General features: G+C 66.5%; 16 protein-coding genes. 11 read left to right on the top strand and 5 right to left on the bottom strand.

What is annotated here, in order from left to right; all coding sequences use genetic code 11:
• Positions 1-9 precede the first annotated feature (9 nt).
• The 5 genes from petA to C693_RS0112745 all read left to right on the top strand — a co-directional run bounded on the left by petA (position 10) and on the right by C693_RS0112745 (position 3,786).
• Complete coding sequence (gene petA / locus C693_RS0112765) at positions 10-615, top strand: ubiquinol-cytochrome c reductase iron-sulfur subunit (RefSeq protein WP_017462671.1); 606 nt, start codon at positions 10-12, stop codon at positions 613-615.
• Positions 615-1,916, top strand: coding sequence for a cytochrome b (locus C693_RS0112760; RefSeq protein WP_017462670.1), 1,302 nt, complete (start codon positions 615-617; stop codon positions 1,914-1,916). The genes petA and C693_RS0112760 overlap by 1 nt, the downstream gene beginning before the upstream one ends.
• A complete protein-coding gene (locus C693_RS0112755; RefSeq protein WP_017462669.1) occupies positions 1,909-2,640 on the top strand; it encodes a cytochrome c1 in 732 nt (243 codons plus the stop codon). The genes C693_RS0112760 and C693_RS0112755 overlap by 8 nt, the downstream gene beginning before the upstream one ends.
• A gap of 73 nt (positions 2,641-2,713) precedes the next feature.
• The gene (locus C693_RS0112750) at positions 2,714-3,337 is read left to right on the top strand and encodes a glutathione S-transferase N-terminal domain-containing protein (protein WP_017462668.1); all 624 of its coding nucleotides are present in this window, start codon (positions 2,714-2,716) and stop codon (positions 3,335-3,337) included.
• Between the two features lie 23 nt (positions 3,338-3,360).
• Positions 3,361-3,786: a ClpXP protease specificity-enhancing factor gene (locus tag C693_RS0112745; protein ID WP_085939847.1), complete on the top strand. Its 426-nt coding sequence runs from the start codon at positions 3,361-3,363 to the stop codon at positions 3,784-3,786.
• Between the two features lie 18 nt (positions 3,787-3,804).
• On the opposite strand, the gene C693_RS0112740 is transcribed toward C693_RS0112745, so the two are convergent.
• From C693_RS0112740 to C693_RS0112725, 4 genes are all read right to left on the bottom strand, one after another.
• The gene (locus C693_RS0112740; RefSeq protein WP_017462666.1) at positions 3,805-4,245 is read right to left on the bottom strand and encodes a DUF3301 domain-containing protein; all 441 of its coding nucleotides are present in this window, start codon (positions 4,243-4,245) and stop codon (positions 3,805-3,807) included.
• Between the two features lie 49 nt (positions 4,246-4,294).
• Positions 4,295-5,152: a carboxylating nicotinate-nucleotide diphosphorylase gene (gene nadC, locus C693_RS0112735; RefSeq protein ID WP_017462665.1), complete on the bottom strand. Its 858-nt coding sequence runs from the start codon at positions 5,150-5,152 to the stop codon at positions 4,295-4,297.
• Positions 5,149-7,416, bottom strand: coding sequence for a DUF1631 domain-containing protein (locus C693_RS0112730; protein WP_017462664.1), 2,268 nt, complete (start codon positions 7,414-7,416; stop codon positions 5,149-5,151). Before C693_RS0112730 ends, nadC begins: the two co-directional genes overlap by 4 nt.
• Before the next feature lie 114 nt (positions 7,417-7,530).
• Positions 7,531-7,800 carry a Trm112 family protein gene (locus C693_RS0112725; RefSeq protein WP_017462663.1) on the bottom strand — a complete coding sequence of 90 codons (270 nt, stop codon included), beginning with the start codon at positions 7,798-7,800 and terminating at the stop codon, positions 7,531-7,533.
• A gap of 60 nt (positions 7,801-7,860) precedes the next feature.
• On the opposite strand from C693_RS0112725, the gene purE reads away from it, so the two are divergent.
• Entirely contained in the window at positions 7,861-8,364 is a 504-nt protein-coding gene (gene purE / locus C693_RS0112720; RefSeq protein ID WP_017462662.1) for a 5-(carboxyamino)imidazole ribonucleotide mutase, read from the top strand.
• Positions 8,361-9,518 carry a 5-(carboxyamino)imidazole ribonucleotide synthase gene (locus C693_RS0112715; RefSeq protein ID WP_017462661.1) on the top strand — a complete coding sequence of 386 codons (1,158 nt, stop codon included), beginning with the start codon at positions 8,361-8,363 and terminating at the stop codon, positions 9,516-9,518. The genes purE and C693_RS0112715 overlap by 4 nt, the downstream gene beginning before the upstream one ends.
• An 85-nt stretch (positions 9,519-9,603) precedes the next feature.
• Here the strand turns inward: C693_RS0112715 and sodB are convergent, their stop codons facing one another.
• A complete protein-coding gene (sodB, locus tag C693_RS0112710) occupies positions 9,604-10,182 on the bottom strand; it encodes a superoxide dismutase [Fe] (protein WP_017462660.1) in 579 nt (192 codons plus the stop codon).
• Between the two features lie 122 nt (positions 10,183-10,304).
• Between sodB and grxD the strand changes: the two genes are divergently transcribed.
• The 4 genes from grxD to C693_RS0112690 all read left to right on the top strand — a co-directional run bounded on the left by grxD (position 10,305) and on the right by C693_RS0112690 (position 13,864).
• Positions 10,305-10,628, top strand: coding sequence for a Grx4 family monothiol glutaredoxin (gene grxD, locus C693_RS0112705; protein WP_017462659.1), 324 nt, complete (start codon positions 10,305-10,307; stop codon positions 10,626-10,628).
• Positions 10,628-11,392: an SDR family NAD(P)-dependent oxidoreductase gene (locus C693_RS0112700; protein ID WP_017462658.1), complete on the top strand. Its 765-nt coding sequence runs from the start codon at positions 10,628-10,630 to the stop codon at positions 11,390-11,392. The genes grxD and C693_RS0112700 overlap by 1 nt, the downstream gene beginning before the upstream one ends.
• 62 nt (positions 11,393-11,454) lie before the next feature.
• Entirely contained in the window at positions 11,455-12,054 is a 600-nt protein-coding gene (locus C693_RS0112695; RefSeq protein WP_017462657.1) for a YhgN family NAAT transporter, read from the top strand.
• Positions 12,055-12,151: 97 nt separating this feature from the next.
• Positions 12,152-13,864: a lysophospholipid acyltransferase family protein gene (locus C693_RS0112690; RefSeq protein ID WP_017462656.1), complete on the top strand. Its 1,713-nt coding sequence runs from the start codon at positions 12,152-12,154 to the stop codon at positions 13,862-13,864.
• Positions 13,865-13,909 lie beyond the last annotated feature (45 nt).

Genomic DNA, 13,909 nt, shown 5'->3' with positions numbered 1-13,909 from the left:
GAGAGCCTGATGGCGAACGAAGTCGTCGACCATGGTCGCCGCCGCTTCCTCACCGCAACCACTGCGGTGGTTGGTGGTGCGGGAGTCGTGGTAGCAGCCGTGCCTTTCATCAAGACCTGGGAGCCCAGCGCACGCGCCAAGGCCGCCGGTGCCCCCGTGACCGTGGACATCAGCAAGATCGAGCTCGGCCAGAAGGTGACCTTCCCCTGGCGCAGCCTGCCGGTGTTCGTGGTCAACCGCACGCCCGCCCAGCTGGCGGCGCTGCCGAAGGTGGACTCCCGACTGGTCGATCCCAAGTCGGACGGCACTTCGGCCGCGCAGCAGCCCAAGTACGCACAGAACGAGACGCGCTCGATCAAGCCGGAGTGGCTGGTGGTGATCGGCATCTGCACCCACCTGGGCTGCGTGCCGGACTTCTTCCCGGAGATCAAGCCCGAGCCGTTCGACCCGAACTGGGAAGGCGGTTTCTACTGCCCCTGCCACAAGTCGCGCTATGACATGGCCGGTCGCGTGTTCAGCGGCGTTCCCGCGCCGAAGAACCTGCAGGTGCCGCCGTATCACTTCGTGAACGACACCACCATCCAGATTGGCGTGGATCCGAAGGAGGCCGGCTGATGGCTAACGTCTTCACCCGCATCGGCGATTGGGTCAACGAGCGCGCGCCGAACATGATGCCTGCTTACCGCAAGCACATGACCGAGTACTACGCGCCGAAGAACTTCAACCTCTGGTATTACTTCGGCTCGCTGGCGATTCTGGTGCTGGTCAACCAGATCGTCACCGGCATCTTCCTCACCATGAACTACAAGACCAGCGCGGCGGAAGCGTTCGCCTCGGTCGAGTACATCATGCGCGACGTGGAGTGGGGCTGGCTGATCCGCTACATGCACTCCACCGGTGCCTCGCTGTTCTTCGTGGTGGTGTTCCTGCACATGTTCCGCGGCCTGATGTACGGCTCGTTCAAGAAGCCGCGCGAACTGGTGTGGATCCTCGGCATGCTGATCTTCCTGGCGCTGATGGCCGAGGCCTTCATGGGCTACGTGCTGCCGTGGGGCAACATGTCGTTCTGGGGCGCCAAGGTGATCATCTCGCTGTTCGGCACCATCCCCTACATCGGCGACTCGCTGGTGCAGTGGATCATGGGCGACTACATCCCGGCCGACGCCACGCTCAACCGCTTCTTCGCGCTGCATGTGATCGCGCTGCCGCTGGTGCTGCTGCTGCTGGTGGTGCTGCATATCGCCGCGCTGCACGAGGTGGGATCGAACAATCCGGACGGCGTGGAGATCAAGAAGGGGCCGAAGGGCAACCGCTGGGATGCGCTCAAGCCCGCCGATGGCATTCCCTTCCATCCGTACTACACGGTGAAGGACCTGTTCGGTGCGGGCTTCTTCCTGATGATCGCCGCCTTCATCATCTTCTTCGCGCCGACCTTCGGCGGCTGGTTCCTCGAGCACGACAACTTCATCCCGGCCAACAACCTGGTGACGCCGTCGCACATCAAGCCGGTGTGGTACTTCACCCCGTTCTACGCGATCCTGCGCATGATCCCGTCGTTCTTCGGCACTGCCGTGTGGGGCGTGCTGGGGATGTTCGGCGCGATCGCGCTGCTGTTCGCGCTGCCGTGGATCGACGTCGGCCAGGTCAAGTCGATCCGCTACCGCGGCACCGGTTTCAAGGTGGCGCTGGGGCTGTTCGTGCTGTCCTTCATCATGCTCGGCGCCGTGGGTGCCGGTGTGACGGCCGAGGTGATTCCCGCATGGTTCGGCGACGTCGACGTGACGTTCTGGGAGAACCTGTTCGGGCGCGCGATGACCTTGTTGTACTTCGGTTTCTTCGTCTTCCTCGGGTTCTATACGCGCCTGGGCTGGGAGAAGACCAAGCCGGTTCCGGAACGGGTGACGATGCATGACTAAGCGCTATTTCTCCTCCATCGCGCTGGCCTTCGGCCTGCTGGTCGGCAGCACCTCGGTGCTTGCCGCCGAAGGTCCCGAGCTGCCCAAGGCCGGCAACAACATCAGCGACCAGGCGTCGCTGCAGCGCGGCGCCAAGCTGTTTTTCAACTACTGCGTGGGCTGCCACTCGATCAAGTTCATGCGTTACTCGCGGATCGGCGAGGACCTGGGCCTGACCGAGCAGGAGGTCATGCAGAACCTCAACTTCACCGGCGTCAACTACGGGCAGACGATCGAGTCGCACATGCCGCCGGAAGATGCGGCGAAGTGGTTCGGCAAGGCTCCGCCGGACCTGTCGCTCGAGGTGCGGGCCAAGACCGCCGACTGGGTCAATGCCTATCTCAATTCGTTCTACCTCGATCCAAGCCGCCCGGTCGGCTGGAACAACACGGTGTTCCCGAACGCTTCGATGCCAAATCCGCTCTGGGAGCTGCAGGGCATTCAGACCGCGGTGAGGAAGGACGGCAGCGAAGAGGTCGAGAAGCTGGAGCTGTCCAAGCCCGGCACCATGACCCCGGAGCAGTATCAGCAGGCGACCCGCGACCTGACCAACTTCCTCGAGTACGTGTCCGAACCGGCGGCGCTGCAGCGCAAGCACTACGGAATCTGGGTGCTGCTGTTCCTGGCGGGCTTCACTCTCCTGGCCTACATGCTCAAGAAGGAATACTGGAAGGACGTCCACTGACCGCAAGGTTGGAGGGCACGCATGCGGCGGCCTTCGGGCCGCCGCATTCCGTTGTCAGCTGGGGAGATCGCGCATGGTTCAAAGCGCCCGCTCGCGTACGGTGCTCACTCTTTACACCACGGCGGATGACATCCAGTGTCATCGTGTCCGCCTGCTGCTCGCCGCGAAGGGCGTCAGCTACGAGCGGGTGATGGTGGAACCGGGCCAGCCGCCCGAGGATCTGGTCGACCTGAACCCCTATGCCAGCACGCCGACCCTGGTCGACCGCGACCTCGTTCTCTACGACACCTCGGTGATCTGCGAATACCTCGACGAGCGCTATCCGCATCCCCCGCTGATGCCGATCGATCCGCTTTCACGCGCACGCCTGCGTCTCGCCGCCGTACGGATCGAGCGCGACTGGCTGCCGGAGGTCGACACGATTCGCGCCGGCGGGCGTCCTGCCGATGCCGCCCGAAAGCGTCTGCGAGAGCAGCTGCTGGCCTCGCTGCCGCTGTTCAAGGCCGCCCGGTTCTTCGTCAATCCGGAAATGAGCCTGGCCGACTGCCTGGTTGCGCCGGTCGTGTGGCGATTGCCCTGGCTTGGCGTCGATCTCGGCAAGGAGGGCCGCCCGATCGTCGATTACGGCGAACGTCTGTTCAACAGCCAGGGCTATGCCCGAAGCCTCACCGCGGAAGAAAAGGCGATGCGACCCTGATGGGACAGTCCGACACACCTGCGATGAGCTCGAATCGCCCCTATCTGCTGCGGGCGATCTACGACTGGATCACCGACAACAATCTCACGCCCTACGTGCTGGTCGATGCGACCCGGGAGGGTGTTCGCGTCCCGCCGCACGTGATCAAGAACGGTCAGGTCGTGCTCAACCTCGCGATGCGTGCGGTGGCCAACCTCGACCTGGGCAACGAATGGATCAGCTTCCAGGCGCGCTTCTCCGGGGTGAGCCATTCCATTCTTGTCCCCGTATCTTCGGTGCTCGCGCTCTACGCACAGGAAAACGGCCAGGGAATGATGTTTCCCGCCGAGGATTCGGACGCCGAACCACCGCCCTCGCCGCCGGATGGCGGGGAGCCGGCAGGCGCACCCGAGCCTGCGCCGGACGACGACAAGCCCCGGCGTGGCGGTCACCTGCGTATCGTGAAATAGCTCGCCGGCTTCGGCGGCTCAGTCGTCGCGCGGCATGCGTCGCCGGAGCGGAACGACGTTGTTCGTGCGCGGCTGCGCCGTGGTGTCCAGTGGTGGTGCCGCAGGGGGTATGCCCGGAAGCCCATTGTCGTTGCCGGGAACTCCGGCCAGCCAGTGGACGGTCGGCAGGCTCAGTCCGGTGACGCGGCGGCCCTGCATCCAGATCCGGCCTGGCTCGCGGTCGTCGCCGTCGATGCTGACTTCGAACGCATAGCCGTGTTCAAGTCCACGGCTGCCGCTGATCGTACGCAGTCGAAGCGAACGCAGCCCGACCGTCTCGTCCAGCAGCTGCAGGCCCTGCAGCTCGCAATGCCGCCGTGCAGCCGCCACGGCCAGCTCGCGGGCGCGGGCAAGCTCCATCCATGCGGCCACCACGGCACCGAGGATCAACAGCAGCGCGAGATCGTGCAAATTCCCCATGGCCGAAGTGTGTGTGCGCTCGACCCGGTTCGCAAGGTGGGGTGGTGCCTCAGTCCAGATGCAGTCTCAGCGAGAGGTCGATGGCGCGCACATGCTTGGTCAGGGCGCCGACCGAAATGAAGTCCACCCCGGTGGCGGCTATCTCCCGAATCGTGGCGAGCTCCACGTTGCCCGAAACTTCCAGCGGAATCCGACCGCCAGCGAGATTGACTGCCCGGCGCATGGAGGCCAGGTCGAAGTTGTCCAGCATCACGCGGTCGACGCCGGCCGACAGCGCCTGGTCGAGTTCTTCGAGGTTCTCTGCCTCGACCTCCAGCGGAAGGCCGGGATGCAGCCGCCTTGCAGCGGCGACGGCGGCGGCTATGCCGCCTGCGGCAATGATGTGGTTTTCCTTGATCAACACGCCATCGTAGAGGCCGATGCGATGGTTGACGCCGCCCCCGCAGCGTACGGCGTATTTCTGCGCCAGCCGCAGGCCCGGCACGGTCTTGCGCGTGTCGAGCAGGCGGGTGCCGGTGCCGGCCAGCGCGGCCGCATAGGCGGCCGTGGTCGTCGCGGTGCCCGAGAGCAACTGCAGGAAATTGAGGGCGGAGCGCTCTGCCGTCACCAGCGCCCGCGCACGACCTGAGACCTCGCAGAGCCTGGCGTCGGCGGGCACGGCGTCACCGTCGTCGAAGAACCACTCGATCGAGACGCGAGGGTCGTGCGCCCGGAAGCAGGCATCGAACCAGGGCCTTCCGGCGAGCACGGCCGACTCCCGGCAGGTCAACGTGGCGCGGGCCGTGGACTCCGCCGGGAGCAGCTCGGCGGTGGCGTCGCCACCGCCGACGTCCTCGGAAAATGCCCGTTCGATATCGGAAAGGATCTGCTCCCGCGAGGGGGCGGAGAAGCGGCCCGCCTGGGTCATTCCTGCTCCGTCGCCGTGGCTGGGGCTGGCTGGCTGAGCTTGCCGACGATGGCATCCATCGCCCGGTCGAACAGGGCGTTGGACGCCAGGACGCTGGCCCGGCCCTCGGCCATGATCGCGGCGAGCTCCTGTGGTGAGTAGTCGCCAACCTTCAGTCCGCGGCGGTTCACGAACAGGTAGCGGCCGCTCATCGGGCTGATCCACGACAGCTTTGCCCGCTCCGGCGCGCCTTCCGCAGGCTCGAACTGCAGCCAGGTTCCGGGCTTCATCGCCTGTACCTGCTCGAGCTGCGCACGCACCTCCGGTGGCAGGATCTCCAGCTGCTCAGCGGTATCCTCCGGCGCCAGCGGTGCCGTATCCGGGACATTCTCCACCAGCGACTGGATGCTTTCCGGTATCGCCGGTGCCACGACCTCCCGGGGGGCCGTTTCGGAAGATTCGCCCAGCTGCCCGGCGTAGTGGGAGTGCAACTGATCGAGCAGGCGCTCGACGTCGTGTTCCTGGAAGGCAACGTTGGTCAGTCCCTTGCGCAGCGCCCGTTCGATGTTGGGCAACATCTGCCGCAGCGTGTCGCGTCCGTTGGCATCCTTCGGCAGCCGGGTGCTCGCCACCAGCTCGTTGACGAAGCGCAGTGCCTCGGCGAACTCGGGCGAGTCGTCGCCCTGCCGCAGCAGGATCAGTACCAGATAGTTCGCCCACGCGCGTGCGAGTACACCGTGCATGAGGGGGGGCAATGGCTTGCCATCGATGCGATCGAGGATTTCCCGGGCGGCACGCCGGCGCGCCTGCTCCAGCTTCTCGCGACCGCGGGTCGACTCGGCCACCCGCTGTTCGGCCAGCTCAGCGCGCTTGCGCGCAAGATCCTGAAACTCCTGCAGCTCGCCGAGCAGGCGGTCGAAGATGCCCATGTCGTCGTCGAACTCGTTCAGCAGTTGCTCGGCGACGGACTTGATCTTGTCGTAAAGGCGGCGGTCCTTGTCGGACTCCTCCGACCAGCCCTTGGCCGCTTCGGCGAGGCCGTCGAGCAGACGGCGCGCGGGATGCTGGCGGTGCGCGAACAGCTTGCGGTCGAGGATCGCGGCCTTGAGGTAGGGGATCTGCAGGCGCGCAAGCAGCACCTGCATCTGCGGTGGCAGATTCCGGTCCTCGAGGATGAACTCGAACAGCATGCCCACCAGGTCGATGGTGTCCTCGTCGATGGAGGACACGTGACTGGGTCGTTCGCCTCGCAGGGCCCCGATCTGGTTGAGCAGATGATCCTTCAGGTGAGCGACCTCGGCGGAAACGTCGCCGACGCCACTTTCGCCGACGGCGGGCAGGCCGTGGCTGACGATCTGGCCCTGCAGCACGCTCAGTGCGCCGAGCAGCTCGTTGGCCGTGGGAATCGACTGCGGGCCCAGTGTGACGGACGACGAGCCGGCGGCATGACCACGACGCGCCGTAAACAGGGCCTGGAGGGTGGTGAGGATGTTGCCGGCCTCGTCGGTGACCGTGCCCGCAGACCCTGCGTTATCCTCGCCGGCCGCTTGCGCCCGGGGCGCGCTGGTCGTGCGGGCGGCAGTGCTGCGTGCATGCTCGTGCCTGAGGTTGGGGAGCACCCCGGCCTTGGCCAGGAGGTCGTTCAGTTCGCCGTAGAGCTCTTCCATGCCGGACAGGACGTAACGGTCGAACAGCTTGTAGATGATCAGCTTGACGCGCATGTCCGCCTGCAACTCGCGCATCGCCTGACGGAACGCCTGGGTCAACACGGCCGGTCCTACCGGGCTGTTGGCCTCGGAGACCTGAATGCCGCCGCAGATGACGGCCAGCCGCTGGTTCACCGCGAACAGGTCGCGCGCCAGGCGGGACTCGTTCTTGCTGATCATGCTGGTGATGGCGAGCGATTCCTCCAGCTCGTTCTCGGCCACCAGGGTGAGCTCTACCGCACCGATCGTTTCGGCCTCGACCGGAGCCTTGCGGCGCTGCGCGGCGAAGTCGGTCAGCTCCCGGCTGAACTGGGCGAGGTAGCTGCGCTCCACCGCCGGGCGACGCTTGCGCACTTCCCGCATGCCGTCGAAATAGTGCATCTGGGCGGCGTTGTTCTCAGCCTTCTCGGCGAGGTCAAACAGCGCATCGTCGACGTGCTCGAACATGTTGCCGAGAAGTTGCTGCAGCCGACGACTGGACGTGTCCCGTACCGCATGCAGCAGATCACCACCGCGCTCCGGCGCGTTGGGGTGCTGGTTCAGGTTGACGATCCTGCTCGGTTCGATCGCGTCTTTCATCGCCGCCCCCTGGGGCGTTGGCCGCCTGGACAGTCGCGCCCGCCATGGGCGCAAGCCATCTCACGATAAGCCGAAAAGCAGCCCCAAACCATGTGTCAGCCCGCAGTTTTCCGATTACGCGTGAGGGAAATCGGCGATCTGCAGGGTGCCGATGCCCTCCTCGGGCAGCATGACCGGGATCCCGTCATCGACCCGATACAGCACCTTGCGATCGACAGTGATCAGGGCCTCGGCCACTTTTGCCTTGACCGGCGCTCCCGCGACCGTCACCAGCTCCCCGGCGGCGACCGTGCGATTGATGCTGTCCAGCTCGTTCCGGGTGGCCGGTCTGACGGGAGTCTTGCTGACCGGGCAGCACAGGATGTCGAGCAGGCGCTTGTCCATGGGGCGGGATGTAGGGCAGCGGGAAAGCTTTTACAATAGCGGTTTTTGGATGGCCCAGCCATGACGATTACCGCCGTGCCGCCGCGGGTGGGCGTGGTCATGGGATCCCGGTCCGACTGGGAAACCATGCAGCACGCCGCCGACTACCTGACCCAGTTGGGCGTGCCCCACGAGGTCCAGGTGGTTTCTGCCCACCGCACTCCGGATCTGCTGTTCCGCTATGCCGACGAGGCGATGGGGCGCGGGATCCAGGTGATCATCGCCGGTGCCGGCGGCGCCGCCCACCTGCCGGGCATGCTGGCGGCCAAGACCCGGCTTCCGGTGTTCGGCGTGCCGGTGCAGTCCAAGGCACTCAACGGGATGGACTCCCTGCTGTCGATCGCGCAGATGCCGGCGGGCATCCCGGTCGGGACCCTGGCGATCGGTCGGGCCGGTGCGGTGAATGCCGCGCTGCTGGCGGCGGCCGTGCTGGCGCTCCATGATCCCGAGCTGGCCCGGGCGCTCGAGGCGTTCCGCGACAACCAGACCCGCCAGGTGCTGAACCACCCGGATCCACGCGCATGAGCGACCGTCGACAGCCGGTGCTCGGCATCCTTGGGGGTGGCCAGTTGGCGCGGATGCTTACGCTCGCCGCTGCTCCACTGGGCATCAAGACGCTGGTGGTCGACACCTCCGCCGAGGCCTGCGCCGGCCAGGTGGCGCCGCTGATCGCGGCCGACTGGTCCGACCGCGAGGCGCTGGCGGACTTCGCCAGCCGGGTCGACGCGGTGACCTTCGATTTCGAGAACGTGCCGGCGAGTACCGCCGAGTGGCTGGCCGGGCGGGTGGCGGTTTACCCGAATCCGGGGGCGCTGGCGGTGGCGCAGGATCGACTGACCGAGAAGACCCTTTTCCGCGAGTGCGGTCTGGCCACACCCGAGTTCGTTGCCGTGGATACCCGCGATGACCTGGATCGCGCGCTTGCCGTCACCGGCGCCCCGGCGATTCTCAAGACACGGCGTCTGGGCTACGACGGCAAGGGCCAATTCCGCCTGCGCTCGGACGCCGATGCCGATGCCGCCTGGGAGGCGCTTGGCGCCCAGGCGGCAATCCATGGCCTGATTCTCGAGGCCTTCGTCCCGTTCGAGCGCGAGTTGTCGGTGATTGCCGTGCGTGGTCGCAATGGCGAATTCCGTACCTGGCCGCTGACGCGCAACTGGCATACCGACGGCGTACTCAGCCTCAGCCTTGCGCCGGCGCCGGACATCGAGGCGCTGCAGCCGCGTGCCACCGCATTGGCGCGAAAGCTGGCCGAGCGGTTGGACTATGTCGGCGTGTTCGCGCTGGAGTTGTTCGTGAAGGACGGCGATCTGCTGGGTAACGAGATGGCGCCACGGGTGCACAACTCGGGGCATTGGACGATCGAGGGAGCGCACGCCAGCCAGTTCGAGAACCATGTGCGGGCCGTGCTCGGGTTGCCGCTGGGCGATACGGGCGCCCGCGGTGCCTCGCTGATGTTCAACTGGATCGGCGAGCTGCCCGACCCGGCGTCGGTGCTGCGCACCATCGACGGCCACTGGCACGACTACGGCAAGCAGGCACGCCCGGGCCGCAAGGTGGGCCACGCCACGCTGTGCGCGCCGGATGCCGCAACCTTGCTCGAGCGGTCCGAGGCGCTGGCCCGGGTGATCGGCTGGGAGTCCCCCGTGGCCGGCGTGCGCAGGGCGTTCGGCGACTGAGGCTGGCGGGCCTGGCGCACGTCAGGCATGAAAAAAGCGGAGCCGTCGCCGGCTCCGCTTTTCTTGGTCGAACGCTGGATCGGGATCAGGCCAGGTTCTTGGCCGCGAAGTCCCAGTTCACCAGGTTCCAGAACGCCTCGATGTACTTCGGGCGGGCGTTGCGGTAGTCGACGTAGTAGGCATGCTCCCACACGTCCATGGTGAACAGCGGCTTGTCGCTGCCGGTGATCGGCGTGGCGGCGTTGGAGGTGTTGACGATGCCGAGCGAACCGTCCGGGCGCTGCACCAGCCAGGTCCAGCCCGAGCCGAAGTTGCCGGCCGCGGACTTGGAGAATTCCTCCTTGAACTTCTCGAACGAGCCGAACGCCTTGGCGATCGCGTCGGCCAGCTTGCCGGTCGGCTCGCCGCCGCCATTGGGCTTCATCGAGTTCCAGTAGAAGGTGTGGTTCCACACCTGGGCGGCGTTGTTGAAGGTGCCGCCGGAGGACTTTTTGACGATGTCCTCGAGTGCTGCGCCTTCGAACTCGGTGCCCTTGATCAGGTTGTTGAGGTTGGTGACGTAGGCCTGGTGATGCTTGCCGTAGTGGTACTCCAGCGTCTCGGCCGAGATATGCGGCTCGAGGGCGTTCTTTTCGTAGGGCAGGGCGGGTAGTTCGATCGCCATGGCGATGGCTCCTTGACGTTGGCTGGAAAAGGGGAAAAGGGAGTAGCCGCCCCCGAGCGTGGCCGGGGAAGCGGCTGATACACTAGCGGCTTGCCTGCATTGTAGTGATGAAATCCAGAGCTATGGACGTTAACGAACGAATCAAGGCGGTGCTCGCCGAGCACCCCATGGTGCTCTTCATGAAGGGCACGCCGCAGTTCCCCATGTGTGGATTTTCAAGTCGCGCGGTGCAGGCGCTGCAGGCCGCCGGGGCCAGGTTTCATCCCGTCAACGTGCTGGCCGATCCGGAGGTGCGTGCCGCGCTGCCGCATTACGCCAACTGGCCGACCTTCCCGCAGCTCTACATCCAGGGCGAGCTGATCGGTGGCTGCGACATCATCGAGGATCTGCATGTGGCCGGCGAACTTGAGCGCATGGCCCACGACGTGGCCGGAGTCGTGCACTGATGGCCCTGCCGCTGGTCCGACTGCCGGTCGACGAAGCGCCGGCAGGGTTGCTCGCCGGAAAGGTCGTGCTGGTGACCGGAGCCTATGGTGGTCTCGGTTCGGCGGTCGCCAAGGCCGCTGCGCGCGCAGGTGCCACGGTGATTCTCGCCGGTCGTCGCAAGCGCCAGCTCGAACAGCTCTATGACGAGATGGTGCGGGCCGGGCTGCCGGAGCCGGTGATCCATCCGGTCGATCTGGAGGTCGCGACTCCGGTCGATTACGAAGCGCTTGCCGATGCGGTGGAGCGTGATCTCGGGCGACTCGATGGCATCGTGCATGCCGCGGTCAGCTTCACCGGGTTGACGCCGCTGGCGATGCACAAGCCCGACCACTTCCTTCGCGCGATGCACGTCAACGTGTCTGCGCCGTTCGCGATCACCCAGGCCTGCCTGCCGCTGCTCAAGCGGGCGGATGACAGCGCGGTGGTGTTCGTGCTGGACGATCCGGAACTGGTGTCGCGCGCTCACTGGGGCGCCTATGGCGCATCCAAGGCGGCGCTGGAGCGCTTGGCGGCGATTCTTCACGAAGAGCACGATCGGGGTGGGTTCCGGGTGCAGGCGGTGCTGCCGGCGCCGATGCGTACGGCGCTGCGCCGCGAGGCGTACTTCGGCGAGGACACGCTCAAGCAGCCGCCGCCGGACGCCACCGCAGCGGCCATCGTCCATCTGCTTGGCCCCGGCGGCGTTGCCGCGCGCGGTGCCGTGCTCGATCTTCGCAGGCATTGATTCATGTCCGGCCGAGGCGCCGGGCACCACGCATTACCGAGGTTGATTCGATGGAAACGCAGATGACCACGTTGTCGGCGGGAATCCTGCTGTTCCTGATCATGGATCCGCTGGGCAACATCCCGTTCTTCCTGAGCCTGCTCAAGGATGTGCCGCCGCGCCGACGCCGCATCGTGATGGTGCGCGAGCTGCTGATCGCGCTGGGTGTGCTGCTGGGCTTCCTGGTCGGCGGCCAGCTGATCCTCAAGGCGCTGCAGCTCAGGCAGGAATCGATCAGCATCGCCGGCGGCATCGTGTTGTTCCTGATCGGCATCCGGATGGTGTTCCCGCCGGCCGATGGCGGCGGCATCTTCGGCAAGCCTGGGCAGGCCGAGCCGTTCATCGTGCCGATGGCGATCCCTGGCGTGGCCGGGCCATCGGCGATGGCCGCGCTGCTGCTGCTGACCAACACCCAGCCGGGCCGCACTGCCGACTGGGCGACCGCGCTGGTGCTGGCCTGGCTTGCGACCTCGGCGATCCTGCTCAGCTCCACCTACCTGTTCCGCTGGCTGGGCGAGAGCGTGCTGACCGCGCTGGAGCGCGTGATGGGCATGCTGCTGATCGCCCTGTCGGTGCAGATGTTCCTGGGCGGCGTGGCGGCCTACCTGCACCTGACTGTCTGAACCGTTCCAGTCTGCGGCGGGCCGCCGCAGACATTTGCGGGTTTCGAGCGGCTGTCATAATTGGACGCCAGCATGTAGGCAGTCCAAGGAGATGGTCATGCTCAGCATCGACAAGAGCCTTACCGAACGCTTGCCCTGGCTCGCCCAGCATCCCCGCCTGCGCCGTCCTGTTGCGGGCATGCTGGGACGGCTGGCAGACGAGGCCGGCTTCAATCGTGCCCTGATCGCCTCTGGCGGCGTCGAGGGACTGCCTTTCGTCAGCCGTGCCCTCGGGGTTCTGGGCGCCAGCTACCGGGTCAACCCGGACGGCCGCGAAAACATTCCGGTGGATGGCCCTCTGGTGGTGGCTGCCAACCATCCGCTGGGGATCGTGGATGCGCTGGCCCTGCTGGACCTGGTCGGCTCGGTGCGCCCCGACGTGAAGATCCTGGGCAACGACTGGCTCACCCTGGTCGAGCCGTTGCGTCCGTTGCTGTTGCCGGTGGACGTGTTCGGCAAGGGGGCGGCTTCGAAGCTCCGCGACATCTATCGCGCACTGGACAACGGCGAGGCGCTGATCGTCTTCCCGGCCGGTGAGGTGTCCCGTCTGCGTGCGGACGGTCTCAGGGATGGCCGCTGGTCGGATGGCTTCGCCCGGCTGGCCCTCCGCAGCCGGGCGCCGGTGCTGCCGGTGCACGTTGCTGCGCGCAATTCCGCGATGTTCTACGGCGTCTCGATGCTGGCCAAGCCGTTGTCGACGGCGATGCTCCCGCGCGAGGCGGTGTCGCCGGCAGGTCACCGCATCGGCTTCACCGTCGGTGCACTGGTGGGCGCCGACGAGCTGGATCAGCGCAGCGGCGGCGATCCGGTCCAGGCAGCGAAGCTCATGCGCCGGCACGTCTACCGGGTGGCTCGTCGGCGCGGACTGCTCTTCGGTGGGCAGGCGCCGCTGGCCTTGCCGGAGCCTGCCGACCAGGTCGCCGAGGCGCTGGCGTCGCGTGCGGACAAGCTCACTGACCTAGCGGACGGCAAGCAACTGCTGCTCTTCCAGGGCGAGGCCGACAGCGTGGTGATGCGCGAGATCGGTCGGTTGCGCGAACTCACTTTCCGCAAGGTCGGCGAGGGCACCGGCGCCCGCTGCGATCTCGACGCCTATGACGCCTACTACGAGCACCTGGTGCTCTGGGATCCGGAGCCGCAGCGCATCGTCGGCTCCTATCGGTTCGGCCATGGCGGACGCATCATCGCCGAGCGCGGACTGGCCGCCCTCTACACCTCCAGCCTGTTCACCTACTCGCCGGCCCTCGAGTCCCGTCTCGCGCAGGGCCTGGAGCTGGGTCGAAGCTTCATCGCCCCGGCCTACTGGAAATCGCGTGCGCTGGATCAGCTGTGGCAGGGCATCGGCCTGTACCTGCAGCGGCACGGCGATCTGCGCTACCTGTTCGGGCCGGTCAGCATGTCGGTCAATCTGCCACGCGAGGCGCGGGAGTGGATCGCGGCGGCGCACCGGCACTATTTCGGCGCGCCGGGTCTGGCGTCGGCGCGGCAGCCTTTCGTGGTGTCCGATGGGGTCCTGGATACCGTCCGCGCAGCCCTCGATGGCCTTGCCCCGGCCGAGGGTCTGGGCAAGCTCAAGCATCACCTCGACGCGCTGGGCGTGAGCCTGCCGGTGCTGTACCGGCAGTACGTCGACCTGGTGGAGCCGCAGGGCGTCCAGTTCCTGGATTTCGGCGAGGATCCGGGCTTTTCCGGCTGCGTCGACGGCCTGGTCATGCTCGATCTGGCGAACCTCAAGCCGGCCAAGCGTGCCCGCTATCTGGGGCGGCGGTGAGTCGTCCCGCCCCCGGCGGCGCGGCGTGTTGTCCACGCGAAGTGA

It is taken from the genome of Dyella ginsengisoli LA-4 (assembly GCF_000334915.1).
Lineage (GTDB): Bacteria > Pseudomonadota > Gammaproteobacteria > Xanthomonadales > Rhodanobacteraceae > Dyella_A > Dyella_A ginsengisoli_A.
This window is presented reverse-complemented; position numbering and strand designations above follow the sequence as displayed.